Consider the following 26,272-nt stretch of genomic DNA (forward strand, 5'->3'; position numbering starts at 1 on the left):
CACCACGCCACCGGCCCGATCGGGATCGCACGGGTCAGGGGGACGGGCAGGAGAGCGGACGGCGCGGGGACGGCGGGTACGGCGGGGATCGGGCGCCAGTAAGTTGGGGGGATGCCGACCGAGCGTCGTTCTGGGTGAGACGTCGCCGGGCGCGGCGACCGAGCGAGCCACCGCCATCGGAGGTCTGTGATGGGTGCCCAGGGCCACTGCGATCCACGGTTCGCCCGTGTCCGGGAGGTCTTCGAGAACCACTTCGCGAAGGGCGAGGAGCTCGGCGCCGCGTTCGCCGTCCACCTCGACGGCGAGCCGGTGGTGGACCTGTGGGACGGCGTGGCCGACCGGCACACCGGGCGTCCCTGGGAGCGGGACACCCCTGCCCTCACCTACTCGTGCACCAAGGCCGTCACCGCCGCCGTGGCGCTGATGCTCGCCGAGCGGGGCGAGGTGGACCTGAGCGCACCGGTCGCGGAGGTGTGGCCGGAGTTCGCGGCCGGCGGCAAGGAACGGGTGACGGTCGAGCACCTGCTCACCCACCAGTCCGGGCTCCCGGTGATCGAGGAGGACGTCCCGGCGGAGGAGTTCGGGGACCAGCCGGCGATCGCCGCGCGGCTCGCCGCGCAGCGGCCGATGTGGGAGCCGGGCACCGCCCACGGCTACCACGCCCTCACCTACGGGTTCCTGGTCGGCGAGGTGGTCCGCCGGGTCACCGGCAAGAGCGTGGGAGAGTTCGTCGCCGCGGAGATCGCCGGCCCGCGCGGGCTGGACCTGTGGCTGGGCGCTCCCCCCGACGTGATCACCCGCGCCGCCCGCCTCTCGGCCGGCGAGCGCAGGACCCCCGGCGGCGCGACGGGGTCCGACGGGACCGAGGCGGTGCGCGCCGCGGCCGAGCTGCCGGGACGGGGGCCCGGTGACCCCATGTGGGAGATGGCGCGGGCCGCGCTGGACAAGGGCAGCGTGATGAACCGGGCGATGGGCAACCCCAGCCCCGGCAAGGTGAAGGGCGGGGCCAACAACCCGGCGATCATGCGGGCCGGGTGGCCGGCCATGGGACTGATCACCACGGCGCGCGGCCTCGCCGGGTTCTACCGCGACCTGCTCGCGGGCGAGATCGTCCGGCCGGACACCCTCCAGGACGCACTGCGGCCGAGGGTCAGCGGCCCTGACCGGGTGATGTTCCTGGACAGCGCGTTCGGCCTGGGCTTCATGCGCCCCGCGACGATGTTCTTCACCCCGGGCAAGGGCGCCGCGACGGCGTTCGGCCACCCGGGCCTCGGCGGCTTCGTCGGCCTGGGGGACCACCGATACGGGCTGGCCGTGGCGTACACGATGAACCGGATGGCGAACGCGGTGGCGGGGAGCATGCGCGGCTACCGCCTGCTCGAGGCCGTGTACGACTCCCTTCCCTGACCCCCGAGCCCTGAGCCGCGAGCCCTGAGCCCTGAGCCCTGAGTCCTGCGCCCTGCCCCTCGGAGGGCTTTGCCCGGTCGAGCACGCAGGAGGTGGGTTTCCTGGAAAAGGGGCGCTGAGCTTGACATATGCTTAACGGGCATACCTTCCGTAATTGAATCGTCACCGTGGTGATCTACCAAATCCGTGACAACCGGCGTATCGGATGAGACCTTCGTCTGGGGAGTCAGGAGCATCACCACTCCGAGGGGACAAGATGGACGCCTGGTCCGTTCCGGGATACCGCGAAGAACGCGTGCTCGGCTCCGGTGGCAGCGGCCGGGTGGTCCTGGCCGTCTACAACGGCACCGGCGCCTACGTGGCGATCAAGTACCTCAGTGACGAGCTGAGATCCGACCCGCGCTTCCTGGCCGCGTTCCGCGAAGAGGCGCGCACGATGGTCGAGATCGGCGACCCGAACATCGTGCGGTTCTACGAGTACGTCGAGAGCCCGCTGGGCGCCGCCATCGTCATGGAGCTGGTGAACGGCGTCCCGCTGCGCAAGATCCTCCACGAGCACGGGACCACCAGCCCGGAGGCCGCGCTGGTCGTCCTGAAGGGCTCACTCCTCGGCCTGTCGGCGGCCCACGCCGCGGGCATCGTGCACCGCGACTACAAGCCCGAGAACGTCCTGGTCCAGGCCGACGGGTTCAGCAAGCTGGCCGACTTCGGCATCGCGACCCCGGCCGGGCGGCCGGGCCTGCCCTCCGGCACCCCGCCCTACATGGCCCCCGAGCAGTGGAACGGCTCCCCCGCCGGCCCCGCGACCGACGTCTACGCCGCCACCTGCGTGTTCTTCGAGTGCCTGACCGGCCAGAGGCCGTACCGCGCCGACCACCCTGCCGCTCTGATGCGTCAGCACCAGTCGGCCGCGATCCCCGCCGAGGCGGTGCCCGGCTCGGTGCGCGGGCTGGTGACCCGGGGTCTGGCCAAGAACCCCGCCGACCGTCCCTCGACCGCGCGGGCGTTCGTCGGCGAGCTGGAGTCGGCGGCGGTCGCGGCCTACGGCCCCGAGTGGGAGGAGCGCGGGCGCCGCCACCTGGCCGAGCTTGTCGCACTGCTGGCCTTCGGCTTCCCGTTGTCCGAGCCCGGTCCGCAGGCGAGCACCAGCCTGGCCTCCACCGTGCTGCGCGGGCCGCTGCGCCCTCTGAGCCGGGTGCGTCATCCGGGGCGCGTGCTGGTCGGCGCCGGCGTCGTGGCGGTGGGCGTCGTGATCGCGGTGCTGGCCGCCAACCGCGGTGGCACGCCGGTGCGGGACGTGGCGCTGACCACCTCCCCGACCGCGCGGGCCGTCGCGCAGGTCCCGGCGGGCGAGCCGTCGAAGGCGCTGGCGAAGGCGCCGGTGACCTCGAGCCCGGACGACCCGACCGACCCTCCGGAGTCCTCGCCGTCCCCGTCGCACGCGACCCACACCTCTCCGGCTCCGGCGCAGGTCGACCCGCCCGCCACGCCACGGGGCACTCCCGGGACGACCCACAGGCCGACCCACAGGCCGACTCCGACGCACACTCGCACTCCCACCCGGACGCCGACCCCGACTCCGTCCCCGACTCCGTCCCCCACCCCCACCTCCACGCCCACACCCACGCCCACCCCGACACCGAGCCCCACCCCCACACCGACGCCCACGCCCATGCGGTTGTCGGTGCGGGAGCTGGCGGTGGCGGCGTTCGACGGGCGTACCGCGACCGTGCGGGTGCGCACTTCCACGGCGCAGACCGTCACGCTGAGCGTCCGCTTCACCGAGCGCTCCTCCGGCGGCGCCCTGGCCGCCCCGGCCGCCCCGGTCACGCAGACGTTCACGCTCACCGGCTCCACGTTCTACACCCGCCAGGCCACGGCCGGGTTCGCCGCGCCGGCCTGCGGCAAGACGGTCTACCGGCAGGTCACCGTCTCCACCACGCCGGGCGCCGCGGGCGGCTCTCGCAGCCGCACGGTCCCGGTCAAGGGCGACCCGTGCCCGCCGCCCACGGTCGACGACGTCTCGGTCCGCTGGAACGGCAAGACGGCCCGCGTGGGCGTGCGCACGGGAGGGACGGGCGAGGTGCGCCTGGCCGCCGCGTTCACCCGCAGGCAGGGCGAAGGCGCGGCCAAGGTCGTCGACCAGGCGAGCCGCACCCTGTCCGGCGACACCTCCTACGCGCTCTCGCTCTCCGGCGACCTGGGCGAGGTGGCCTGCGGCGAGACGGCGTACTTCGGCGTCCGGGTCACCACCACGCCCGCCGCGGCGAACGGCGCCCAGTTCAAGGAGGTGGGCGTCGACGGGCCCAAGTGCGCGCCGCCGACGGTCTCGATCACCTCCTGGGACGGCGGCACGCTCAGGGTGCGGGTGAGGAGCTCGACCCCCGACCCGGTGCGGCTGTCGGCGAGCTTCCAGCAGACCGTCACGGCCGGGGAGCGCACGGTCACCCGCACCGCCGCCCGCCGGGCGACCCTGTCGGGCGACTCGGTGTACGACCGGGTGTTCACGGTGCGGTTCGCCGACCCCAGGTGCGGCTACGTGGACGTCAGGAAGGTCACCGTGACCGTCGCCTCCGCGCTCGGGACGGCGAGCGACTCGGCCGCGCGCACGCGCAGGGGCCGGCCGTGCGCCGAGCCCACGCCGGAGCCCACCAAGTCCGACCCGCCGACCGAGGAGCCTCCGGACAAGGACCCGCCGAAGGATCCGCCGCCCTCGCCCGAACCGCGGGACGAGCCGTCCGGCGACTCCGGCGACGGTCCCGTCCTGACCTGAGCGACCCTCCCGCGGGCCGCCCGCCGCGAGCGCGCCTGACCGGACGCGCACGCACAGGCGCGCCTGACCGGGCGCGCATGACCGGGCGCGCATGACCGGGTCCGCTCACGACCAGGTCCGCACGCCATGTGCGCACGGGGCGTGCGCACGGGGCGGAGTGCGCACGGGGCCGGGTGCGCGGCGGGCCGCCCGTCGGGCAGACTCTCGTCCGAGACGACCTACCCGGTGGAGGCACTGTGAGCGCGCGCGTGCAGAAGCTCGGCAACGTCCTGATCCCGGTGGACGACCTGGACAAGGCTCTGACCTTCTACGGCGAGGTGCTCGGGCTGACGGTCAGGTTCAGGGACGGCGACCGTTTCGCCGCGCTGGACGCGGGGGGCGTCACCATCGCGCTGGCCGCCCCGGCCGAGCAGGTGGCCGGCGCCGCCACCGCGCCGTCCTACAAGGTCGGCGACCTCGCCGGAACGGTGGCCGAGCTGACGGCCGCGGGCGCCGAGCTGGTCAGCGGCCCGGAGGCCGGCCCGCACGAGAGCAGGGCCGTGCTGCGCGACCCGTCCGGCAACGTCCTGGTGCTCTACTCCCCTCTGTGACCCTCCGCGCGGACGCGGGTGCGGGTGAACCAGATGGTCTTGCCGGGACCGGCCGGCAGCGGTACCACGCCCCACGCGTCGGTGAGCGCGGCGACGATGCGCAGCCCCCGGCCGTGCTCGGACTCGGCGCCGGCCTGGCGCAGGCGCGGCCATCCGGCCCCTCCGTCGGCGACCGAGCCCGTCACGGTGTCCGGGGCCGTTCCCAGCGCGAGCCGCACGGGAGCGGCGCCGTGCACGAGGGCGTTGGCGACCAGTTCGGTGACGACGATCGCCACGTCGTCGATCAGGTCGTGCAGGTCCCACTCGGCGAGCCTCTCGCGGACGACCGCACGGCACTCGGCCGTGACGCCCGGCTCGGCGCGCAGCTCCCAGCGGATTTCGCGGGGACAGGACGGAATGCCGATCATCTCTGATCCCTGGCCTTTCGCTCGGGGTGCATCGGCCGCGTGACGGCCCCCGCACGGATCCCCCGATCCGGGTAACGGGGCGGACCTTTACCTTCCGGTGGACGGCATGGCCGCCAACAGGCGTCGTGGCGGGGTGTGTCTGTAGGCGGGAGCCCCTGATTCGGCGCGCGTGCGGCCGGTCGTCGCAGAAACCGGCGGCCTGGTCGCCGATTACCGGCGACCGTGCGTAGTCACCAGACGGCTTTGGCTACTGTCGGTGTCGGCGATACGCATCCACGGGGGTCGGAGGGTACGCGATGCCACGTAAGCCACGCAGCCTCAAAGAGGAGATGGACCGCCTCAGCGCCGAGCTTCGCGAGCGGGGGTCCACCTGGACCGAGATCGCGCGGGAGTTCCAGCGCCGCTACCGGCTCAACTCCCGCCAGGCGTTCCGCGAGGCGCACCGCTACACGCAGGAGCGCGTGGTCGAGGAGTGGAAGGCGCTGTGGCCGTCGGAGCCGTTCAGCGTGCGCAAGCTCGGCTCGTGGGAGGCGTGGCCGAGCGCCAGCGGCAACGAGCCCCCGGTGGCGGGGCTGAACCGGCTGGCGCGGGTCTACGGGTGCCGGGCGTGCGACCTGATCGACGGGGAGGACCACACGGCGTCCGACCAGAACGCGCAGGTCGCCCGCGTGCGGCACTTCCCGTCTCCGCCGAGCCCGGCCGGCCTGGCCTTCGCCGACATCCAGGGCCTGCTCGCGCCCCTGTCTCCACGCGGGCCGGCGTCTCAAGAAGACCTGCGTGAACGGGAGTACGAGCGGCTCGTCCACGCCTTCACCGATTGGGCAACACAGATGAACCGACGTGACGCTCTCGCGCTGATCGGCGCGGCCGCGACCTCGGCGTACGCCTCGCCGCACCTCGAACGGCCCGACGAGGACGAATCCCGGCGCCTCGCCATGGCGGGAGCCGACCCGAGCCGCGTGGACGAGGTGACGCTCGGCCACATCCAGGCGGTGCTGCGCCATTCCATGCGCCAGGAGGACACGCTCGGCCCGCACGCCGCGCTGGCCACGGTGCTCGCCCAGCAGCAACTGGTCGTCTCGCTGCTGTCGGCGGGGGTGCCGGAGCACATGCGCGCCAAGACGTTGTCCCTGCTCGCCGACATCCGCCGCTGCACCGCGTGGATGCTGTTCAACCTCAACGACTTCCGCGGGGCCGACCGCCACTACGCGCGGGCCCGCGACGCCGCCCACCAGGCCGACGACGACGCCATGTGCAGCATGGTGCTGGCCAACTGGAGCCAGCTCGCCACCTGGCGCGGCGACCCGCGCCTGGGCGTCGAACACGCGCTCGGGGCCTTCGCGTGGGGGCAGCGGGCGGGCAGCCGGCTGCTGACCGCCTATGCCTGCGACGTCGGCGCCCGCGCCCACGCCGCCGTGGTGCGCCGCTCGGCCCGGGGCGAGCGGCGCAAGGACCACACGCGCTGCCTGCGGTCGCTGGACCAGGCTCAGCGCGAGCTGCACGGCGCCGCGGCCGACGACCCGGGCGCGCGGCTGGTCACCTTCTTCGGCCAGGGCCAGTACCTGTCCACCAAGGCGGGCTGCCTGCTCGACACCGGCGACCCGTCGCAGGCGCTCCAGGTGGCCGCCACCGCCGCCTCCGGCATCGACCCGGCGTTCGTCCGCAACGCCGCCTACCTTCGGCTGAAGACCGCGCAGGCGCACATGGACCTGCGGGACATCGACGTGGCGTGCGAGCACCTGGCCGAGGCGGCCCGCCTGGCGGGGCGCAACACCTCTCCCCGCCTGGTGCGCTCGGTCGTCGAGACGCGCGAGAAGCTCAGCCCCTGGCACCGCACCCGCAGCGTGGCCGCTCTGGACGAGCGGCTGCACGCCGTCCGGCTCATCGCCTGACCGGTCCGCCGGCCCCGGCCCACACCCCGGGGCGCGCCCGGCCCGCCAGGGCCAGCGCGAGGACGCAGATGATGATCAGGTCCGCGGCCAGCGGGGCGACCCACGGCCGGTAGGTCTCGGCGACCCACTGGGTGAACGGCGTGGGGGTCATGATCCTCGCGGCGCCGGGCAGGTAGATCAGGCTGGTCAGGACGCTTCGGGTCACCAGCAGGCCGTCCAGGCGGCCGGCCGGCATCAGGGCGAGCAGCGGGAACAGCAGCGCGTCGTACCACGGATGCTGCACCGGCGAGGTGAGCAGCCAGCACAGGCACCACGCCAGCGCGGGACGCGCGGCGTCCAGCCCGGGCGGTCCGGCGGGAAGCCCCCAGCACAGCAGCACCCCGATGAGGAGCGCGGCGCCGAGGGCGAGCTGCCCCTCCAGCAGGGACGCCTGCATGCCCAGGCCCAGCGCGTCGGTGACCACCCGCCACGGGTCGGCCAGCGAGTGCGCCCCGATCTTGCCCATCAGGTTGCCCAGCGCCTCGGGTCCCTGGGTCGCGTAGGCGGCGACCAGGGCCGCGCCGGCGCCCATCGCCAGGCACCCGAGGGTGGCGAGCGACCTGCGGGACGCCCAGGCGAGGCCGGCGCCGGCCAGGACGAACGGGGCTTTGACGGCGGCGGCGGCGCCGAGCAGCGCGCCCGCCACCAGGCCGGCGGCCGCGCCGGCCCGCCGCACGGCCAGCAGGGCCCCCAGCAGGAACACCACGCCGAGGCCGTCCACGTGCCCGCCGAGCACGACATGCCAGAGCATCAGCGGGTTGAGGCTCCACAGCAGGTGGACGCGGATCCGCCGCTCGCGGTCGCGCCCGGCCAGCCGGTCCAGCGCGAGCGCCGACAGCAGGAACGCCAGGGCGGTGCCCACCTTGAGCGCCAGCACCGTGCCCGCCATCGTGCCGCCGCCGGCGACGGACGCGGCCGTCTGCGCCCAGGTGGCCAGCGGCCCGTACACCGAGGGGGCGTGCCGCCAGGCGAGCGGGGCGTACCGGCCGACCGGGTCGGCGATCTCGTACAGCCACGCGGGTGTCGTCACGTACGGGTCGTGGCCGAGTTCGGCGATGCGCCCGTAGACCGCGTAGTTCAGCACGTCCGTGGAGCCGGCGGGCGGCAGGACGGCCAGGACGGCGACGGCCGTGACCGTGCCGAGGGGCAGCACTCCGCGCGGGGGGCGCCATCCACGGCGCAGGGCCCCGAGCGCGACGGCCAGGCCCAGGCCGCCCGCGATGAGGGCCGTCCAGCACAGCCAGAGCACCAGGGCGTCGGAGGGGGCGGCCCGCAGGGACCACGGCGGGCCGTCGCCGCCGACGTCGGGCACCGCCGCGGACGGGCCGAGCAGGGCGATGGCCGCCATGGCGGCGATGGCGAGGCCGAGCAGGACGAGCCCCGCGCCTCCGGCCAGGCGGGCGCGCCGTGGGGGCGCGGCGCCGGGCTCCCGGCCCGTCATCGATGGTCGCGCAACAGCGGGAACCGTCGTCGGCACCGGCCGGCCCTCCCAGGGTAGCTACCACGGTGGTCGCGCCGCCGCGGCGTCCGGGCCGCGTACCGGCGCCGGCGCCTCTCCTGCCCCATGATCGCTCCCCCCGCGACACTCCGGCATCGCCGGCGTCACGGAAGCAGCCGGATCACCGGCGGCTTGGCGCGCTATTTCGCAAGATGCCTACCTTAAGGGTAGATCGCCCCACCCAACGCCGCGCGGCGCCAGGACGACCCGTCCGCCGCCCTGGTGGCCATCCCTAAGGGGACATGGCGTCACATATCCCCTATCAACCATGCTTTCCGATAGGGCGCAGATAGCCGGATATATCGGCTCGGCGCCGCTTATCCGTGGACGTACACCATCACGCTTCCGCGACAGCTAACGGCGGTCGATCCGGCATAACGGGAAATGACCGTCGAGCCCAAGTGAAAGCCATGGGAATCACCGCTCGCGCGATTCACGCGCGCCATCGCGAGGTCAGGAGAACGACACCGGCGCGCCGTCCATCCGACGACATCTGACGCGCACCGGATGGTTTCGGCATGACACGCCGGCGCGGTTTCTCCGCGACCACCGAAATCCTCCGAAATGGTGGACTTACTACGGGGAGACCGGCAACGGCCCTTCCGAGGGGGTGGAGCCCGACGGGGAGGAGCCAGGGCCCGGGCGGCGACGGCCGCGGAAGGGGAGGGACAGGCGGCCCACGGTCAGGAATGCCTCGGCCTGCAGCGCGGACAGGCCGATGCGGGGCAGGTCGCGCGCCGTCGGGTACACCAGGAACCGCGGCTCCCAGAAGGGCCGGAACTTGGCGTTGAACCTGTACAGCGACTCGATCTGGAACCAGCGCGACAGGAAGACCAGGACTCCGCGCCAGGCCCGCATCACCGGCCCCGCGCCGAGCCGCTCGCCCCTGGCCAGCGCCGAGCGGAACATGGCGAAGTTGAGCGAGACCCGGGTCACGCCGAGGGACGGCGCGGCCTGCAGGGTCTTGACGATCAGCAGCTCGTTGAGGCCGGGGTCGGCGTCGCGGTCGCGTCGCATCAGGTCCAGGGAGATGCCGGCCCGGCCCCAGGGGACGAAGTGCAGCACGGCGCGGATGTCGCCGCCGGGCGAGACCTTGCCGTCCTCGCCGGGCTTGTGCGCGGTGACCACGACGCACGCGTCGTCGGCCGGGTCGCCGAACCGGCCGAGGGCCATGGAGAACCCGCGCTCGCTCTCGGTGCCCCGCCAGGACCCGGCCGCGGCGCGGATCTGCTCCCGTTCCTGCTCGCTGAGGTCGCCCACCCGCCTGACCACGCAGGTGTACCCGGCCCGCTCGGTGCGGTTGACCATCTGGCGGACGTTGCGCATCGCGCGCCCTTCCAGGCTGAACCCGGCCACGTCCACGATCGCCTCGTCGCCGATCTCCAGGGCGCACAGCCCGGCCTCCCTGGTCCAGATCTCGCCGCCCGTCTCGCTGCACCCGATGACGGCGGGGACCCAGGCGTGCCGCCGGACCTCCTCCATGAACCGCCGGATCGCCCCGGGCCACGCCTCGGGGTCGCCGATGGGGTCGCCGCTGGCCAGCATGACCCCGGAGACCACGCGGTAGGCGATCACCGCCTTGCCGGACGGCGAGAACACCACGCTCTTGTCGCGCCGCAGCGCGAAGTAGCCGAGGGAGTCGTGGCGGCCGTGCCGGTCGAGCAGCGCGCGGACCCGCCGCTCGTCCTCGCCGCTCAGCGCCGCCACCGGCCGTTCGGGACGCAGGGCGAGGTAGAGGGTGGTGATCGCGGTGAGCGCGCCGAGGCCGGCCAGTGAGTGGTACACCAGGTCGGCGGTACCGTCGAGGGAGTACTCGACCGGCCCCTGCATGCCCACCAGGCCGAGCAGGACGTGCTGGACGCGCTCGCCGGCGGAGGGGTCGCCGACGATGGTGGCCGGGTGAACGCTCACGACCACCCAGCCGATGCCGAGGTCGAGGACGCCGAGGGCCAGGAAGTTCCACAGCGCGCGCCAGCGTGAGCGCGGATCGGGCAAGGCATGGAACTCACCGCGATTGAGCAGGAGCACGACGAACAGCCCGAGGCTGATGGCGGCGGTGGTGGAGTGCCGCCAGCGCAGCGCCTCGACCACGGCGCCGAGAGGGAGGAGCAGGATCACCGCGCGCCAGGCCCGCACCTTCCGGCGGCGCAGCGCGTGGGCGAGCATGACCAGCAGCACGCCCACCAGGAGCGAGGCCGCCGCCGCCAGAGTGGTGGCCGTTCCGGGGAACACGTCGGCGATGAGGATCACGCGACTGCGGCGGAAATGGGGGATGACGCCGCGGACGATATCGAGTATTCCGATGAAAAGTGCGGCATATCCCGCCGCGGCCGGAACCCACGACCGCGAGAAGAGCATTCGCGAAAGGCGTGTCCGTTCGTTCACATCACGACACACTAGAGGGTGGGGTCCGTGCTTCGAGTGTCTGAGAGGTGATACATGCTTACCTTGGCCTTATTTCGGTTGGGTGACTTTCACTTGGGCACCACCATAAAAGACGTGGGCGGCGGGACCAGGACCGGGGGAGATAAAGATTGGGACTCACAGCGCTGAAGCTGGAGCTTCTGATGTGCCTGCTCGCCGTCGCGGGTCTGGTCACGTCGGTCTGGTGGGTATGGCCGCGCCTGAGCGTCCGCACCTGGCCGGCCGTCATCGGGCGCGTCGCGGTGCTCCTGGGGAACCAGGTCCTCATCCTCGTCGCCCTCGCGCTCGCCCTGAACAACTACTTCGGCTTCTACGGCAGTTGGAGCGACCTGCTCGGCGCCGACGACGGCGTCGCCGCGCCCATCGTCAGCGACGCGGGCGATCCTGGGCAGGCCGGGCGCCAGATCGGCGGCGTGCAGGTCGTGCGCACCGCGCGGGTGCCGCCCATCGAAGGGCACAAGGGCCACCCCGGCGGGCGGCTGGAGCAGGTCGTGATCTCCGGCGGCGCCTCCGGCCTGAGCGCCCCCGCGTACGTCTACCTTCCGCCGCAGTACTTCGAGAAGAAGCACGTCCACACCCGCTTCCCGGTGATCGTGGCTCTGACCGGCTACCCGGGGGACGCACGCAACCTGCTCACCCGCATGAACATGCCCGCCGTCGCGGCCATGGCCATCGAGCGGCACGAGATGGCGCCCACCGTGCTGGTGCTCATGCGGCCGACGGTCGCGCCGCCGCGCGACACCGAGTGCATGGACGTGCCCGGCGGGCCGAAGGTCGAGACGTACTTCGCCCAGGACGTGCGCGAGTCCATGGCCGGCGCGTTCCGCGTGGGCACCGACGCCGCGAGCTGGGGCATCATGGGCACCTCCACCGGCGGATTCTGCGCGCTGAAGATCAGCATGCGCCATCCCGAGGCGTACTCCGCCGTGGCGTCCCTGTCGGGCTATTTCCGGGCGCCGACCGACGCCACGACGGGCGACCTGTTCGGCGGCGACCGCAGGCTGCAGAACGAGAACGACCTGATGTGGCGCCTGGCCAACCTGCCGCCTCCGCCGATCACGGCGCTGGTGACCACCAGCGAGCTGGGCGAGTCGAACTACCGGCCGACGCTGGACTTCCTTGCGGCCGTCCGCCCGCCGATGCGGGCCTCCTCGCTGATCCTGCCGAGCGGCGGGCACAACTTCAACACCTGGAACCGCGAGCTGCCGCAGGCGCTCCCCTGGCTGGCCCAGCAGCTGCACATTCCGGCCGAAGGCCACGGCGGCGCCACCCCGACACCCCGCTCCTGATCGGGCCGCCGGTCAGGAGCGGGTCTCGACGCCCACCCACTGGGAGGGCGTGATGAACAGGCCGGTGGCCTCCACCAGCGCCGTGCCGTCCGGCAGGGCGATCAGGCCCTCGGCCCAGGTCTTGCGGCCCTCGCCGCGCGAGACGGCCGCGGTGGCGACCAGCGGCGCGTCGTAGGGCACCGGGCGTCGGTACCTCAGGCTGAGGGTGCCGGTCATGGCCGCCTTCCCGGCGGCGGCGACGGCCGATCCGAGCAGGTGGTCCAGCACCATGGCGCTCACGCCGCCGTGCACGAAGCCGGGCGGGCCCTCATGGGAGGGACGGAAGGCGAGGTCGGCCCGGACGCCCCCGCCCGCGTCCGGCTCGACGACCAGCGGGAGCGCGTGCGGGTTGCAGTCGCCGACGACGGCGTTGCCGAGGTGGCGGTACCGGCCGCCGGGCCCGAACTCGGGCGGCAGCGGGGTCTCACGCCGCGCCGCGCCGAGCCGTTCGGTCAGCGCCACCAGCTCGGCGGTCACGGCGGTCAGCTCGGCCTGCGGCACCTCGGTCAGCGTTACGGCGTCGGCGAGGTCGCGGACCTGCTGGGCGAGCACGGCGAGAGCCGCGAGGCGGGCCTCGCCGTCGGACTCCTGGGACGTGGCGAGCTCGGGCATCATGGGCCGATTGTAAGCCGGGGACCAAAACGGCGTTCGGTTCTGACCGTTTTAGTCAAGTTTAGGGAAAGAAATCCCGTTCGAGGAATGATCCGCCGCGAACCCGTCCGCGGTCGCGAAGCCCGGCGGGCACGGGGTTTCCGGTGCGCCGACCGCCTCGCGCGCCGCCACCACGGCCGCTGTTGACCCTCTTTTGACCTGCGCTTTTCCTGGCTAACGTCCTGCCACACGGACATGACCGGCGCCCCCGCGCCGGCCCCGCACTCGACCGACACCGGCGTCCCCAGCGCCGGTCCACCACCTGTTCGACACCGGCGTCCCCAGCGCCGGTCGCACCAAAGCGGAAGGGCTCCCACTTCCTATGTCGCCTGAACTGCAGAAGCTCATCGACCTGCTCCGGACCCAGCTCGGCTACAGCGAACAAGCGGGCGGGTACACCAAGTACGGAGACTGGTACGGCAAGAACATCGAGTTCGACTCCGACTACTCGGCGCAGCCCTGGTGCGACATGTTCCTGTCGTGGGCGGCGCACCGGCTCGGCTACGAGAAGTGGTTCGGCCAGTTCGCCTACACCCCCGCCCACGCCGAATGGTTCGCCGACCAGGGGGCGTGGGGCACCACACCCAAGCCCGGCGCGGTCGTGTTCTTCGACTGGGGCGGTTCGCACGTCATCGACAACATCGACCACGTCGGCATCGTCACCTCGGTGGACGGCGACACCATCCACACCATCGAGGGCAACATCGACGGGCAGTACGCCAAGGCCAAGGTCAGGGACCAGACCTACGTCGCCGGCTACGGCTACCCCGACAAGGTCAAGGCCCAGCAGGACGCGCGGGTGCTGGCCGGCAAGCCCTCCCCGGTCGCCACCCCCGCCCTGAAGAACACCGCGGCGGAGTTCCCGATGCCGGCCGCCATGGTGGGTGTGCCCGGCGCGGCGGGCGGCGCCGCCGGGCAGCCCGCCGCCGGCGCCGGCGCCCTGGTGCTCCCCGTGCTCATCGCCGTCCTGGCCCTGATCGTGTGCCTGAAGACACGGCGGGCGGCCGTCCGCCTCGCCGCCTCCGCGCGCCGGCCCGCCTCCCCCCGCGCCCTCCGCCCCCGGCCCCGGAAGTAGCAGGTGCCATCTTCTTTGATGGTCTTTAGCGCCGGTTGACCACGCTCCGCGGCCAACCGCGCGCACCCGTGTTACCGTGCGCGTGAGCCTTGATCGTGAAGCGGCGGGCTCGCCACTCCTCCCGGCCGACCGCCCCGGTTTCGCGTTGGGAGATCCTGTTGCGCAGAACACCGTTCGTCCCCGCGCCCGGCGCCGTCGCCCGGCCGGCGGCCTGACGGCGGACCACCCGAACCGTGCCGCGCCGTCTCCTCATCCTGGGATCGCTGGTGGTCGGGGTGCTCACCCTGACCACCCTGCCGCCGTCCACCGCCTGGTCGGCCGCCCCCCTGCCGTCCCCCGCCGCTGTCCGCCGCGACCCCGCCCACCCGGGCTCCGGGCGCATACGGATCCGCCGGGAGGACGGGCCGCCCGCCGCCCACCGGCCGGTCGGGCGGGGTGACCCGCCGCCCTCGGACTTCACCATCGACACCATCACCGCGCAGCGGTCGATCACCGGCGAGCCCGCGCTGTACGCCCAGGTGCACAACACCGGCGGCCGGGCGCTGGACCTCAGCGGCACGCTCAAGCTCACCAGCGTGGCGAGCGCCATGACGGCCGGCCCGTTCCCCGTCAAGGGCGGCACCATCCTGGCGCCCGGGGATTCCCGCGCGATCACGGTGACGCTGAACAGACGGGTACCCGACGGCCCCTGGGTGGCCCGCGTCACCCTGCGCAGCGGCCCGACCGAGCGGACGGCCCGGGCCACCGTCACCTTCCCCCTGCCGGGCGGCACCGCCGCGCCCGTCATGGCCGAGACGAACTCACGCGTCCCGGCCTTGCTCGTCGCCGCCGTGGCCTTCGCGGCACTGGCGGCCCTCGGCGTCGCCCTCCTGCTCTGGCAACGCCGCTCTCACCACCGCGCTCCCTGATCCAGGGCTGATCCGGGCCGCCCAGCGGTCGTGTCGCGGGGCGAAGTTCGGGCACCCAGTGCCCCGACCTCATTACCATCGGTGACGATCACCGTTTGCGGCCGCCTGACCAGCGGTGACGTCCGTCCGCGAGGGCGCACGCCGCCGGTCCACCCGCAGAGGCCCTGTTCGCAGGATTGAAGGAGAAGCATGTTCCCCAAGATCATCACTGCCGCCGCCTTGTCCGCTGCCCTCTCCACCGGCACCGCACTGGCGACCGGCGCGGGCGCGTACGCCGAACAGGCGCCGCCCGGCGGGCCCGCCGCCGTGGCGAAGCAGACGCCGGCCGAGGAGACGCCGGTCGCCGAGAAGTCCGGGGTGCGCATTGGGGCGGGCCGGACCGTCCCGGGGCAGGGCTGGGTGCCCTACGGCCCCAACGGCCTGTACCTGAACGTCGACACCACCTCAGGCCACTTCGTCGGCACGCCGGTCTACACCTTCTCGATGGGCGGCTTTGAGGACCATTGGGCGCTGACCGGCGTCAACGCCGTCTACATGCCGACGGCGCTCGGGTTTCGCGTCTACGTCCGCTGGTGGGACAGCCACCCGATGACGGCCGCCGACGCCAAGGGCAAGGGCTGGTACGTCAACTGGATCGGCGTCGAGACGAACGAGTGACCGGCCACCCCGTGCGGGCGATGGCCGGCCCGCACGGCTCCCGCGTCGGGAGCCAGGTCAGGAGATCCGGCCGACGTGGGCGAGGGCCTGTTTGAGCAGCACACCCTGGCCTCCGGGCATCTCCTGCTGCACCATCGGCGAGGCGGCCTCCTCGGGGGTGAACCAGACCAGGTTCAGGGCATCTTGACGGGGCCGGCAGTCACCGGCCACCGGGACGATGTAGGCCAGCGACACCGCGTGCTGCCGAGGGTCGTGGTAGGGCGTGACGCCGGGCGTCGGGAAGTACTCGGCGATGGTGAACGGTTGCGGCGAGGAGGGGATGCGCGGCAGCGCCACCGGCCCGAGGTCCTTCTCCAGGTGGCGCAGCAGGGCGTCGCGGACCCGCTCGTGGTGCAGCACCCGCCCGGAGACCAGGGCCCGGCTGACCGTCCCGTCCGCGGAGATGCGCAGCAGCAGGCCGACGTGGGTGACCACGCCGGTGTCGTCGACCCGCACGGGCACCGCGTCGACGTAGAGGATCGGCATCCGCCCCCGCACCGACTCCAGCTCCTCCGGAGCAAGCCACCCAGGTGCGGTTTCGGTCTTCTCGGTCATCTCTTGATCGTACTTCCCCGCCCAGCCGCACCGGATCCCGCCATTCGGATGACCGGCCCCCACAATCCTGAAATGTGCCGCAAGAGACCAAGAAGAGCAGCAGTTAACACTTCTCCGTATGGCAATACGCTTGCCGCACCCTGCCGTACGGGCTACGCTGCCGGAAGCCGACGATCTGCGGAGAACCGCCGGGCCAGGGAGCATCTCACCCGACCAGGGCTGGAAAAAGCCGTGCCCCGGGCGGCATGCGATGCAGAGGCGGACCCGGGGCTTACGACGCCAGTGTACCCATGCTCGCCGCCGCGTAACAGTCGATACTCACGAGAGAGTTAGATGCAGCATGGCTTCGGAACCGCCTCAGTGGTTCAGCGGGACGTTCTCCCTGCCGCGGCTCAAGCCCTATCTGGACGTTACGCAGGGCGACTCCGTCACGGCCTCGCGCCTGTATCGCTGGAACATCGAGGTGTCAGAAGCCTTCTATGGCCCCTTGCACTGCCTGGAGATCGGCTTGCGCAACGCCGAGCATGACCGACTCAGCGCGAGGTATGGCCGGGGAGACTGGTGGCGAGTCGCGCCGCTGCGCGCGGATCACGCCAAGAGGGTTGAAAAAGCCTACGAAGACGCACGTAATGGCGCACGCTTCCCCACCGCCGACGACATGGTGGCGGAGTTGTCGTTCGGGTTCTGGGTGTCGCTCCTCACCCGTGCCTACGACCGCCACTTCTGGGTGCCGACGCTGCATCGGGCTTTCCCGTACTACTCGGGTAGCCGGGAGCCACTGCGCGACAACCTGCAGTCCATGGTGCTCTTCCGAAACAGGATCATGCACCATGAACCTATCCACCATCGCCATCTGGCAGCCGATCATGCAAAAATCTATCGTCTGCTGGGCTATCTGCACCCGGGCATCGTGAGATGGCTGCGGGACTTCGATCGGGTTCCGGAGATACTCGCCCGACGCCCGAAGCCGGAGACCGGCGATGGACATCCCTGACGGCCACGTATCACGGTCGGACATCGCACGACTGGCCGGCGTGCGGCGACCGGCCGTGAGCAACTGGGAACGCCGCCACGAGGACTTCCCCCGGCCGATCGCCCTGGGAAAGAACGAGTACTTCGCGACGGACGCGGTCGCTGCCTGGCTAGCCCGTCGCACCATCCCGGCCAACGTCCTCCAGGAGGATGAGACGGCGGGCACCACCTACGGTGAACGTTTCGACAAGAACGCGAAAGGTGTGGCGGGACACGCAACGCCTTCGCAGGATGCCGCCTCAGCCGTCGCGGCACAGGACGTTGCGCCGCACATGGACAAACTGATCGCACTCACCGGCTCAAAGGGATCTGTACGCGACCTCATCCTGGTATTCGCGCTGATATGCATTCGTGCCCGTCGCGACGCAGGATGGTCCGCCGCGCTCCGCGGCGACCTGAAGGACACACAGAAGGCACTATGGGCGTTGGACCGGCCTGGCTTGTTGCTACCTGACCTTGGCACCCGCAGGGCATCCTCGCGTGACCTCGCCAAGATGGCCGGAGTCATCGAAGAAGCGGCCGGCCGACTCGGCGACTCGGCGACCTTCCGCCAGGTCCAGGAGCGGTTCGCCGAAAGGGAGGGCAAGCGGGGCGAGCAGTTCTACACCCCTGCCTCGGTCGTACGCATCCTGGTCGGCCTCACCGCGCCCAACTCGCCCTCGGAGATCTACGACCCCGCGTGCGGATCCGGCGATCTGCTGGTCGCCGCGGCGGCGCGTGTCCATGAGGTGACCGGTGTGTGGCCGACCGCGGTCCGCGGTGACGCACTGGACCCGCTCTCGAGTGCGCTGTCCACCATGAACGCGCTCGTACACGGCGTGGAGGCCGACGTCGCGACCCAACCCCGCCAAGCCTTGTTCGACAGACCTCACGCCCACGGCCGCGCCGGATACGTCATCACCAACCCCCCGTTCAACATCGGTGATTGGGGCGCTGAGGAGTCCGCGCGGCGCTTCATGTTCGGGCCGCCTCCGGCGCACAACGCGAACTACGCCTGGCTCCAGCACGCGGTCGAAATGCTCGCGCCCGGAGGCCGCGCGACCGTCGTCATGCCGAACAACGCATCGTTCTCCGAGAATCCGAGCGAGCGCAGGATCCGCGCCAAGCTGGTCGAAGCCGGCTGCGTCGAAGGTCTGGTCGCTCTGCCGCCGCTTCTCTTCCCCCATACAGGGGTCGCGGTCACCGTGTGGCTGCTGACCCATCCGGGTGAGTCGCCGAAGGACATCCTCCTCATCGACGCGTACGACTCCGGGCGGATGACCCACCGCACTCGTCGCGAACTCACCGAAGAAGACTTCGAGACGCTGGTCCACGTCGTCGAAGGGCATCGGGCTGGACGCCCACCGCTCGACCACCCCGGTATCGGTGTGACCGTGATGTCGCGCCAGGAGATCGACCGGCAGGACCACAACCTCAACCCTCGCAGATATGCGGCGCGGACATGGGCTTCGTCCCGCGAGAGCATCACGAGAGTCGGCGAGCTGCGACGGGAGCTGCACGAACTTCAGCGGAACGCAGCAGAGCTGGACGCGAAGGCCGAGCAGGAGTTGAGGAGGCTCGGATGGTGATGGGTCTGATCGGTGAGTTGCCCGACGGCTGGGCGGAGATGTCGCTGGCGGATGTCTGCGTATTGAGGGCGGGGCCGAGCACTCCTCCCGACGCTCAGGATGGTTCTGTGGCCGTCGTGAAGCCGAGGAACTTGGCGGACGGCCGCATCACAGGGACGGTCGATCGTATGAGCGAACAGGCCGTTGCCAGACTCTCCGCTTACCGGCTGACCGCCGGTGACGTCATCTGCGTCCGCACGGGCGCCCTCGGTCGCAACGCTCTTGTGACCGATGAGCACGAGGGGTGGGTGTTCGGTTCCGGCATCATCAGGCTCCGGCCGGACGATCGTCTGCACCCCAGCTACCTCAACCACTATCTCAGCCACCCGGCCGTACGAGGTTGGCTCGCACGCAACGCCTCCGGCACCGCTGTTCCCAGCATCAGCACTAGGTCGATGGGCATGCTTCCCGTCGCGATCGCCCCACTTGAGACGCAAAAGCGCATCGGTGATGTGCTCGGTGCGCTCGATGAGAAGATCGCGGTACATGAGCGCATTCGCCAGGTGACCGCGGAACTGCGCGATACATTGCTGCCGCTCCTGATCTCTGGAGTGGGGGAGATCGGCGCGGCGCTGCATCGTTCTGGAGAGGGCTGAGCCGTTCAGGTGTCCAGGCCGAGCAGGCGGGCGGCGTTCAGTTTGAGGATCTTGGGACGGACCTCGACCTTGATCGGCAGCTTGTCGAAGTCGGCCAGCCACCGGTCCGGGGAGATGAGCGGAAAGTCCGAGCCGAACAGCACCTTGTCCTTCAGCAGCGTGTTGGCGTACTGCACGAGCTGCGGCGGGAAGTACTTGGGCGACCAGCCGGACAGGTCGATGTACACCTGCGGCTTGTGCGTGGCCACGGCCAGGGCCTCGTCCTGCCAGGGGAAGGACGGATGGGCCAGGATGATCGGCAGGTCGGGGAAGTCGACGGCGACGTCGTCCACGAACATCGGGTCGGAGTACTTCAGCCGCACTCCCCCGCCGCCGCGCACCCCGGCGCCGATGCCGGTCTGGCCGGTGTGGAACAGCGCGGGCACCCGCAGTTCCTCCAGCACCTCGTACAGGCCGTAGGCCATCCGGTCGTTGGGGAAGAACGCCTGAAGGTTCGGGTGGAACTTGAATCCGCGCACGCCGTACTCCTCGACCAGCCGCCGGGCCTGGCGGACCGCGGCCCTGCCCTTCCACGGGTCGAGACCGGCGAACGGGATCAGCACGTCGGCGTTGTCGGCGCACGCCTGGGCGATCTCCTCGTTGGGCACCGGAGGGTGCCCGGTCGCGGTCTCGGCGTCCACGGTGAACACCACGGCCGCCATGTCGCGCTCCCGGTAGTAGGCGGCCATCTCGCGCACGGTCGGCCGGTGCTGCCCGGCCAGCTTGAAGTAGTCGTCCGCGCCGGCCTTCAGCTCTCCCGAGAGCGACTCGGCGCCGTGCTCGGAGACCTCGGCATGGGTGTGCACGTCGATCGCGACGAGGCTGTCGATGTTCATTCAGGCGTCTCCCCCGTGGTCGGTCAGGGCTGGTCGCGCGTGATCGGTCCGGGAACCTCGCGCTCGGCTCGCTCGGGCGCGGTCCGCGCGGGTCATCCGGACGCGGTCCGCGGGGCTCATTCGGGCGCCTCTCGCGCGAGGCCGCCGGCCGACCCGTACAGCGCGCGGAGCCGGGCCTTGAGCACCTTGCCGGCGCCGTTGCGCGGCAGGACGGGCAGCAGCTCCACGTGTTTGGGGATCTTGTAGGACGCGAGCCGCCCGGACAGGTGGGCCAGCAGGTCGGCGGGCGCGGCCACGGCGCCGGGCCGCAGGACGACCAGGGCCTTGCCCACCTCGCCCCACCGGTCGTCGGGCACCCCGATGACCGCGCACTCGGCGACGGCGGGGTGCCCGTACAGGACGCTCTCGACCTCGGCGGGGTAGATGTTCTCACCGCCGGAGATGATCATGTCCTTGACCCGGTCGACGATGCGGACGTAGCCGTCCTCGTCGGCGACGGCGATGTCGCCCGAATGGAACCACCCTTCCGGGGACACCACCGCGGCGGTGTCCTCCGGACGCCCCCAGTATCCCGTCATGACGTTCGGCCCCCGCACGACCACCTCGCCCGGCTCGCCGGGCGCCGCCCGCTCGCCGTCGGCGCGCACCAGGCGGACGTCGGAGAAGAAGCACGGCACGCCGGCCGTGCCCGCCTTGCGCACCGACTGCTCCGCCGCCAGGAACAGCGCGCCCGGCGAGGTCTCGGTCATCCCGTACCCCTGCAGGAAGGTCAGCCCGCGCTCCTGGTAGGTGCGGATGAGCGGCTCGGGCACCGGCGCGCCGCCGCACAGCAGGTTGCGCAGGCTGGACAGGTCGGCGCCCTGCCACCTGGGCGACTGGGCGAGGAAGGCGAACATGGCCGGGACGCCGAACATGAGCGTGATCCGCTCGCGCTCGACCAGGTCGAAGGTCTGGTCGACGTCGAACGACGGGACCAGGACGGCCGTGCCGCCCTTGAGCACGGTGGGCACGAGCGTCTGGGCGAGCGCGGCGATGTGGAACAGCGGCGCGCTGATCAGCGTCACCTCGTCATGGGTCAGCTCGACGTCCACGAGCAGGTTGAAGGTGTTCCAGACGAGGTTCCCGTGGCTCAGCGTCGCGCCCTTGGGCCGCCCGGTCGTGCCGGAGGTGTACATGATCAGGCAGGGCTCGTCCAGGCCCACCGGCTCGTCGGCCGGCGCGGGGCCGGCGGCGGCCAGCAGCTCCTCGTACTCCCCCGCCACCGCCACCCGGCGGGCCACCGGCAGCGCGGCGCCGGCCTCTTCCTGACCGGGGCCGCACACCAGCACGGCCACCCCGGCGTCGGCCACGATGTAGGACAGCTCCGGCGCGGTCAGCCGCGTGTTCAGCGGGACGAACACCGCACCGGCGGCGCCGGCCGCGAAGAAGGTCTCGACGAAGGCGGGATGGTTGGGCCCGAGGTAGGCGACCCGGTCGCCGTGCCGCACGCCCAGCGACCGCAGGGCGCCGGCCAGCCGGTCGACGCGCTCGCGCAGTTCGCCGTAGGTCCACGACCGCCCGTCGTGGCGCAGCGCGACCTTCGCCGGAGTCATGCGCGCCCGCCGCGCCGGCCACGACCCCAACCCCTCGTTCCGCATGGCGCCGCTCCCTGACGGTCGGGTGTGATCTCCGCTCGAATTTACAACAAACAGGACAATCCGATCTTGGACAGAACGCGGTTCGCCGAGCACATCAGGCCGCGGGCGGCTCATACGCACAGCGACGCCCCCCGCCTGCCGGCGGGGTGGCGTCCCTGTTCCTCACGTCCCTTCCTTCTTACGTCGTCTCCTTCTCGCGTCCCTCCCGATGGGGAGGGCTCATCGCGCCGTGAACGTTCAGGACGCGCTGCAGGTCAGTGCGGGGGTGGCGGCCGTGCCGTTGGCGGTGAAGCCGAAGTCGGTGGTGGCTCCGGCGGCGAGCTTGCCGTTCCAGCTCTCGTTGCCCACCGAGACGTCGGCGCCGGAACCGGAGCGCAGGCCTCCCCACAACTGACTGATCGACTGGGATCCCGGCCAGCTCCAGCTCACCGTCCACCCATTGATCGCGCCGTCGCCGGCCCGCACCGTGACCGCCGACTGGAAGCCGCCGCCCCAGGAGTTCACCGTCGTGATCGTCGCCGTGCAACCGCCCGGCACCGGCGTCGGCGTCGGGGTCGGCGTAGGCGTGGGAGTCGGCGTCGGGGTCGGCGTGGGAGTCGGGGTCGGCGTCGGCGTCGGCGTCGGGGTCGGCGTGGGAGTCGGGGTCGGCGTGGGAGTCGGGGTCGGCGTGGGGGTCGGAGTCGGGGTCGGCGTGGGGGTCGGAGTCGGGGTCGGGGTCGGAGTCGGCGTCGGGCCGGGGCCGCCGATCACGACGGTGGTGAGTGCGCGGGGCCTGAGGGTGACGGTTCCGCCCGCCGTCGAGGTGGGGGTGAGAGAGTTGGCGTTGTCGGTGACGTAGGCGGTGGCGTTCCCCTCCACGCCCTGCCAGGTCACGGCCGTGGTGCCGGTGTTGAGAACCTCGACGACCTTCGTGCCGTCGGAGTTGCGATAGGCCGACACCTTCAGGCCGGAATTGGTGGTCGACGCGTCGAGCCGGACGGCGCCCGGCCGGATGAACCGGCTGTAGGCGGCCATCGCCCAATATCGCTTGGACACGCGATAGGTCTTCGCGGCCGTGTCTATCTGGAACAGCGCCGCGGTGTTCCCCTTCGATCCCCCCAGCCAGAAGAGGTAACCGCTCGCGTTGCCGCTGGTGAGCGACTGGTGGATGTGCTGGGCGACGGTGAAACCGTCGACGCCGCCGTTGTCCCAGCTCTCGTTCCAGCTGGTCGCCGAAGGAGCCCATTCCGACATCCAGACGGGCTTGCTCGCGGGTTGCGCGCTGGTGGGCGAGCTGGCGTAGGAGTGAGCCGAGTACGTCGAGATCCAGCGCCGGGCCTCGGAGTCGGCCTCGATGGCGCTGGTGTAGGACTTGCCCTGGTCCCACCCGTAGGAGTCGCAGCAGACGAGTTTCACGTCCCCGGCGATCGGGCCGAGGACCTTGACGACCGCGGCCGCCTGGGCGGGGGTGAAGCGCATCGACTCATAGCTCGCCGTGAAGTCGGGTTCGTTGGTGAACCCCAGATCCGTGATCTTGATGCCTTCTTGCGCGTAGAACTTCGTGTACTGCATCAGATAACGGGCGTAGGCCGCTCGCCACTCCGACTTGAGGGTGCCGCCGTTGTCCTGGCTCCCGTTGTCCTTCATGTACCCGGGCGCGCTCCAGGCGTCGGCGTAGAACCGCTTCACACCGTACGACTGGGCGGCCTTGGCCACCCAGACCTGGGCGCCGTCGTCACCGTCCCACACGTACTTCGGCGGCGCGTCCGGACCACCCGGATTCTGGGGTTGGATGGAGATCATCTTGTCGTACGGGCTTCCCAGCGGTGACGCGCCGATGCCCAGACGCAGGATGCTGAGCCCCGCCCCGGTGGTGCGGTCGAACCACAGGCGGAAGATGTCGTTCTGCTGCGCCGGCGTGAGGTCGCGGAGCAGTTCCCCCCGCCGGAACGCCGTCGAGACGCCGAAACCGTCGATCTGCTGGCGCTGGACGCCATCCGACACGGTGATGACACCGGCGGCGGCGGCGGGAGCCGCGGCCTGTACGGCCACCAGTGACGTACCTAATAGAGCGGTCGCTACGACGATCCGTATCACGGACTCTCCAATCATTCATCTCAGACGGGTTCCAGGGCCTGGGCGGTCGCCCCGACCTCCGCCGCAGGGCGCTGCCGTGGTGGTCGTGACGGTCACCGGGCCTGCCATCCGCCAGGGATGAAGGTCAGGGGACGACACGTTCACGGCGCGCGGCGAAGAGAATCCGCTCCGCTCAAGCGAGGAGCCGGCGCGGCGGGCTAGGTCGGACGGTCCATGCGGATGAGGCAAGGCACGGCAACCCGGAATGTTAGCGCTAACATCGAGCAGGAGGCAGGTTCCCCTTCCACCGAGGGCGGCAGCTCACCGTGGCCGGAGCCAATCCGACGGAGCGCGGCCGTGTCAACCGCCCGGACACCGGCGCGCTCACCTCGTCCGACACCTCACCGCTCCCAACTGGGCGGTGCGGCTCACGCGCACCGGACGCCGTCCGGCGGCCGGTGAAACGTTCAGCTGATCGACCCGGACGTCACCCGCTCCCCCGTCACCCCGGCGGCGGCGGACCGGTCACCGGCCAGGATGTTTCCGTCCGGCTCGATAGTTTCGGCGCCTACCATGGCGATGTGAGCAGGGCGGCACCGGACGGGCACCGGCACGGCTCCGGAAACGTCCGAGTGCGCTCTGACGCGTTTCGTACGGCTTTCCCAAGCCGGCCCGGCAGGGCCGGCCATTCGCATGGCCAGACCGCCGCGTCCTCGCCCCTTCACCGCCGAGAACGGCCTGAACCTCCCCTTCCCTGCCCCCGTCGCCGCGTCTTCTCAGGCCGGCGTGTCATGGATGCCACGGCCGCGCCCGCCGGGCGCCTGCGGCGGACTCCGCCTCGACAAGGGGTTTTCAGGATGTGGGGCTTTGTATTGACAGCCGAAAAACGCCATGCCTAAATTCTTGCGATCGGGGGTTTGATCTCTTCGTTCCTCCTGTGCGCCGGGCCGTGCCGGTGCGCGGTGGAGGCACGCGCGAGAGCCTGTTGCCGCGACATGACCTCCAGGAGGCGCACGTGCGCAAGCTCGTTCCGACGATCACCTTCCTCATGCTGGCCGCGTCCGCGTGCGGCGGCTCGGGCGGCGGGTCCGGCGGCGGATCCTCCGGCGGGGCCGCGGAGCCCATCCGCGTCGGCCTCATCGTCTCTCTGACCGGCAACTACACCCCCCTCGGCAGCGAGGACAAGAAGGCGGTCGAACTCGCCGTCGAGCAGGTCAACGCCCAGGGCGGCCTGCTCGGGCGCAAGGTCGAGTTGGTCGAGCGGGACGACAAGACCGCACCCGACCAGGGCATCGTCGCGTTCAACCAGATCAAGGGGCAGATCGACGCGCTGATCGGCCCGGTCTTCTCCAACTCCGCGCTCGCCGTCGAGCCGCTGACCGAGCGCGCGAAGATCCCCCAGCTGTCGCTGGCCCCCGCCCAGGAGCAGGTCGAGCCGATCAAGTCCTACGTCTTCGTCACCCCCGCATTGTCGAACATGTACGCCGAGCGGTACCTGCAGTACATCCAGTCGGAGAAGATCACCAAGATCGCGGTGGCGCACGACACCAAGAGCGCCTACTCCGTCGCCGGCCACAAGGCGATGGTGGCGCTGGCGCCCAAGTACGGGGTGAGCGTCGTCGCCGACGAGCCGTACGAGACCACCACCTCCGACTTCAGCGCGATCTTCACGCACGTCCGCGACTCCGGGGCACAGGCCCTGGTGTTCTGGGGGTCGGGCGCCCCGGGGGTCACCGTCGGCAAACAGTACGCCGCCTCGGGGCTGAAGGTGCCGCTGTTCCTCACCGCCGCGCAGGCCAGCAAGCTGTGGCTGGAGCCGATGGGCTCGGCCGCCGAGGGCATGACCGTGCAGAGCGCCATCGGCGTCATCGGCGACCACCTGCCCGACAGCAAGCAGAAGCAGGTCATCGACCAGATGGCCACCCCGTTCAAGCAGAAGTACGGCTACCCGCCGCCGCAGTTCGCCCAGGACGGCTACAGCGCGAGCCTGCTGCTGTTCGAGGCGATCAGGAAGGCGGGCACCACCGACAAGGAGAAGGTGCGCCAGGCACTGGAGAACATGGACCTGGTCACCCCCAACGGGCGGTTCCGCTACTCCGCGACCGACCACTCAGGGCTGAAACCCGACTACATCTCCGTCAACACGGTGAAGAACGGGCAGTTCGTGCCGACCAAGTGGGCGGCCGAGCAGCTCGCCACGACCGTCACCGCCGAGTAGGGGCGACGT

Annotated in this window: 20 protein-coding genes; 12 read left to right on the forward strand and 8 right to left on the reverse strand. The window is 71.4% G+C overall.

Annotation, left to right across the window (positions count from 1 at the left end; all coding sequences use genetic code 11):
- Window positions 1-189: 189 nt before the first annotated feature.
- From ACWEN6_RS09875 to ACWEN6_RS09885, 3 genes are all read left to right on the forward strand, one after another.
- Window positions 190-1,407, forward strand: coding sequence for a serine hydrolase domain-containing protein (locus ACWEN6_RS09875; RefSeq protein WP_452569834.1), 1,218 nt, complete (start codon window positions 190-192; stop codon window positions 1,405-1,407).
- Window positions 1,408-1,663: 256 nt separating this feature from the next.
- On the forward strand, window positions 1,664-4,180 hold the full coding sequence (locus ACWEN6_RS09880; RefSeq protein WP_452569835.1) for a protein kinase domain-containing protein: 2,517 nt from the start codon (window positions 1,664-1,666) through the stop codon (window positions 4,178-4,180).
- Window positions 4,181-4,416: 236 nt separating this feature from the next.
- Window positions 4,417-4,770, forward strand: a complete 354-nt coding sequence (locus ACWEN6_RS09885) for a VOC family protein (RefSeq protein WP_452569836.1) — start codon at window positions 4,417-4,419, stop codon at window positions 4,768-4,770.
- Here ACWEN6_RS09885 and ACWEN6_RS09890 read toward each other — a convergent pair.
- Complete coding sequence (locus ACWEN6_RS09890; RefSeq protein ID WP_452569837.1) at window positions 4,755-5,177, reverse strand: ATP-binding protein; 423 nt, start codon at window positions 5,175-5,177, stop codon at window positions 4,755-4,757. The two genes, ACWEN6_RS09885 and ACWEN6_RS09890, sit on opposite strands and share 16 nt — an antisense overlap.
- 296 nt (window positions 5,178-5,473) lie before the next feature.
- Here ACWEN6_RS09890 and ACWEN6_RS09895 point away from each other — a divergent pair, with 296 nt between their 5' ends.
- Window positions 5,474-7,069: a hypothetical protein gene (locus ACWEN6_RS09895; RefSeq protein ID WP_354835335.1), complete on the forward strand. Its 1,596-nt coding sequence runs from the start codon at window positions 5,474-5,476 to the stop codon at window positions 7,067-7,069.
- Here the strand turns inward: ACWEN6_RS09895 and mptB are convergent.
- Together mptB and ACWEN6_RS09905 are read right to left on the reverse strand one after the other, a co-directional pair.
- A complete protein-coding gene (gene mptB, locus ACWEN6_RS09900; protein ID WP_452569838.1) occupies window positions 7,059-8,549 on the reverse strand; it encodes a polyprenol phosphomannose-dependent alpha 1,6 mannosyltransferase MptB in 1,491 nt (496 codons plus the stop codon). The two genes, ACWEN6_RS09895 and mptB, sit on opposite strands and share 11 nt — an antisense overlap.
- A 633-nt stretch (window positions 8,550-9,182) precedes the next feature.
- A complete protein-coding gene (locus ACWEN6_RS09905) occupies window positions 9,183-10,964 on the reverse strand; it encodes a phosphatidylglycerol lysyltransferase domain-containing protein (RefSeq protein ID WP_452569893.1) in 1,782 nt (593 codons plus the stop codon).
- A gap of 176 nt (window positions 10,965-11,140) precedes the next feature.
- Between ACWEN6_RS09905 and ACWEN6_RS09910 the strand changes: the two genes are divergently transcribed.
- Window positions 11,141-12,319, forward strand: coding sequence for an alpha/beta hydrolase (locus tag ACWEN6_RS09910; protein WP_452569839.1), 1,179 nt, complete (start codon window positions 11,141-11,143; stop codon window positions 12,317-12,319).
- A gap of 12 nt (window positions 12,320-12,331) precedes the next feature.
- Here ACWEN6_RS09910 and ACWEN6_RS09915 read toward each other — a convergent pair whose 3' ends face one another.
- Window positions 12,332-12,973 (reverse strand): PaaI family thioesterase, encoded by a 642-nt coding sequence (locus ACWEN6_RS09915; protein WP_452569840.1) that lies wholly within the window; start codon window positions 12,971-12,973, stop codon window positions 12,332-12,334.
- A 358-nt stretch (window positions 12,974-13,331) separates the two neighbouring features.
- Here ACWEN6_RS09915 and ACWEN6_RS09920 point away from each other — a divergent pair, with 358 nt between their 5' ends.
- From ACWEN6_RS09920 to ACWEN6_RS09930, 3 genes are all read left to right on the forward strand, one after another.
- Window positions 13,332-14,084, forward strand: a complete 753-nt coding sequence (locus ACWEN6_RS09920) for a CHAP domain-containing protein (protein ID WP_452569841.1) — start codon at window positions 13,332-13,334, stop codon at window positions 14,082-14,084.
- 233 nt (window positions 14,085-14,317) lie between these two features.
- Entirely contained in the window at window positions 14,318-14,992 is a 675-nt protein-coding gene (locus ACWEN6_RS09925; protein ID WP_452569842.1) for a hypothetical protein, read from the forward strand.
- Window positions 14,993-15,181: 189 nt separating this feature from the next.
- A complete protein-coding gene (locus tag ACWEN6_RS09930; RefSeq protein WP_452569843.1) occupies window positions 15,182-15,649 on the forward strand; it encodes a hypothetical protein in 468 nt (155 codons plus the stop codon).
- Window positions 15,650-15,706: 57 nt separating this feature from the next.
- Here the strand turns inward: ACWEN6_RS09930 and ACWEN6_RS09935 are convergent, their stop codons facing one another.
- On the reverse strand, window positions 15,707-16,243 hold the full coding sequence (locus ACWEN6_RS09935) for an NUDIX hydrolase family protein (protein ID WP_452569844.1): 537 nt from the start codon (window positions 16,241-16,243) through the stop codon (window positions 15,707-15,709).
- A gap of 340 nt (window positions 16,244-16,583) precedes the next feature.
- On the opposite strand from ACWEN6_RS09935, the gene ACWEN6_RS09940 reads away from it, so the two are divergent.
- The 3 genes from ACWEN6_RS09940 to ACWEN6_RS09950 are packed head-to-tail and all read left to right on the forward strand — an operon-like array spanning window position 16,584 to window position 19,478.
- A complete protein-coding gene (locus tag ACWEN6_RS09940) occupies window positions 16,584-17,237 on the forward strand; it encodes a hypothetical protein (RefSeq protein ID WP_452569845.1) in 654 nt (217 codons plus the stop codon).
- Window positions 17,224-18,843 (forward strand): N-6 DNA methylase, encoded by a 1,620-nt coding sequence (locus tag ACWEN6_RS09945; RefSeq protein WP_452569846.1) that lies wholly within the window; start codon window positions 17,224-17,226, stop codon window positions 18,841-18,843. Before ACWEN6_RS09940 ends, ACWEN6_RS09945 begins: the two co-directional genes overlap by 14 nt.
- Window positions 18,837-19,478, forward strand: coding sequence for a restriction endonuclease subunit S (locus ACWEN6_RS09950; protein ID WP_452569847.1), 642 nt, complete (start codon window positions 18,837-18,839; stop codon window positions 19,476-19,478). Before ACWEN6_RS09945 ends, ACWEN6_RS09950 begins: the two co-directional genes overlap by 7 nt.
- Before the next feature lie 5 nt (window positions 19,479-19,483).
- Here ACWEN6_RS09950 and ACWEN6_RS09955 read toward each other — a convergent pair whose 3' ends face one another.
- The 3 genes from ACWEN6_RS09955 to ACWEN6_RS09965 form a co-directional block, all read right to left on the reverse strand.
- Window positions 19,484-20,353 carry an amidohydrolase family protein gene (locus ACWEN6_RS09955; RefSeq protein WP_452569848.1) on the reverse strand — a complete coding sequence of 290 codons (870 nt, stop codon included), beginning with the start codon at window positions 20,351-20,353 and terminating at the stop codon, window positions 19,484-19,486.
- 116 nt (window positions 20,354-20,469) lie between these two features.
- Window positions 20,470-21,990 (reverse strand): acyl-CoA synthetase, encoded by a 1,521-nt coding sequence (locus tag ACWEN6_RS09960; RefSeq protein ID WP_452569849.1) that lies wholly within the window; start codon window positions 21,988-21,990, stop codon window positions 20,470-20,472.
- Window positions 21,991-22,227: 237 nt separating this feature from the next.
- Window positions 22,228-24,066: a cellulose binding domain-containing protein gene (locus tag ACWEN6_RS09965; protein WP_452569850.1), complete on the reverse strand. Its 1,839-nt coding sequence runs from the start codon at window positions 24,064-24,066 to the stop codon at window positions 22,228-22,230.
- 994 nt (window positions 24,067-25,060) lie between these two features.
- Here ACWEN6_RS09965 and ACWEN6_RS09970 point away from each other — a divergent pair.
- Window positions 25,061-26,263, forward strand: coding sequence for an ABC transporter substrate-binding protein (locus tag ACWEN6_RS09970; RefSeq protein WP_452569851.1), 1,203 nt, complete (start codon window positions 25,061-25,063; stop codon window positions 26,261-26,263).
- Window positions 26,264-26,272 lie beyond the last annotated feature (9 nt).

Source organism: Sphaerisporangium sp. NPDC004334, assembly GCF_053602655.1.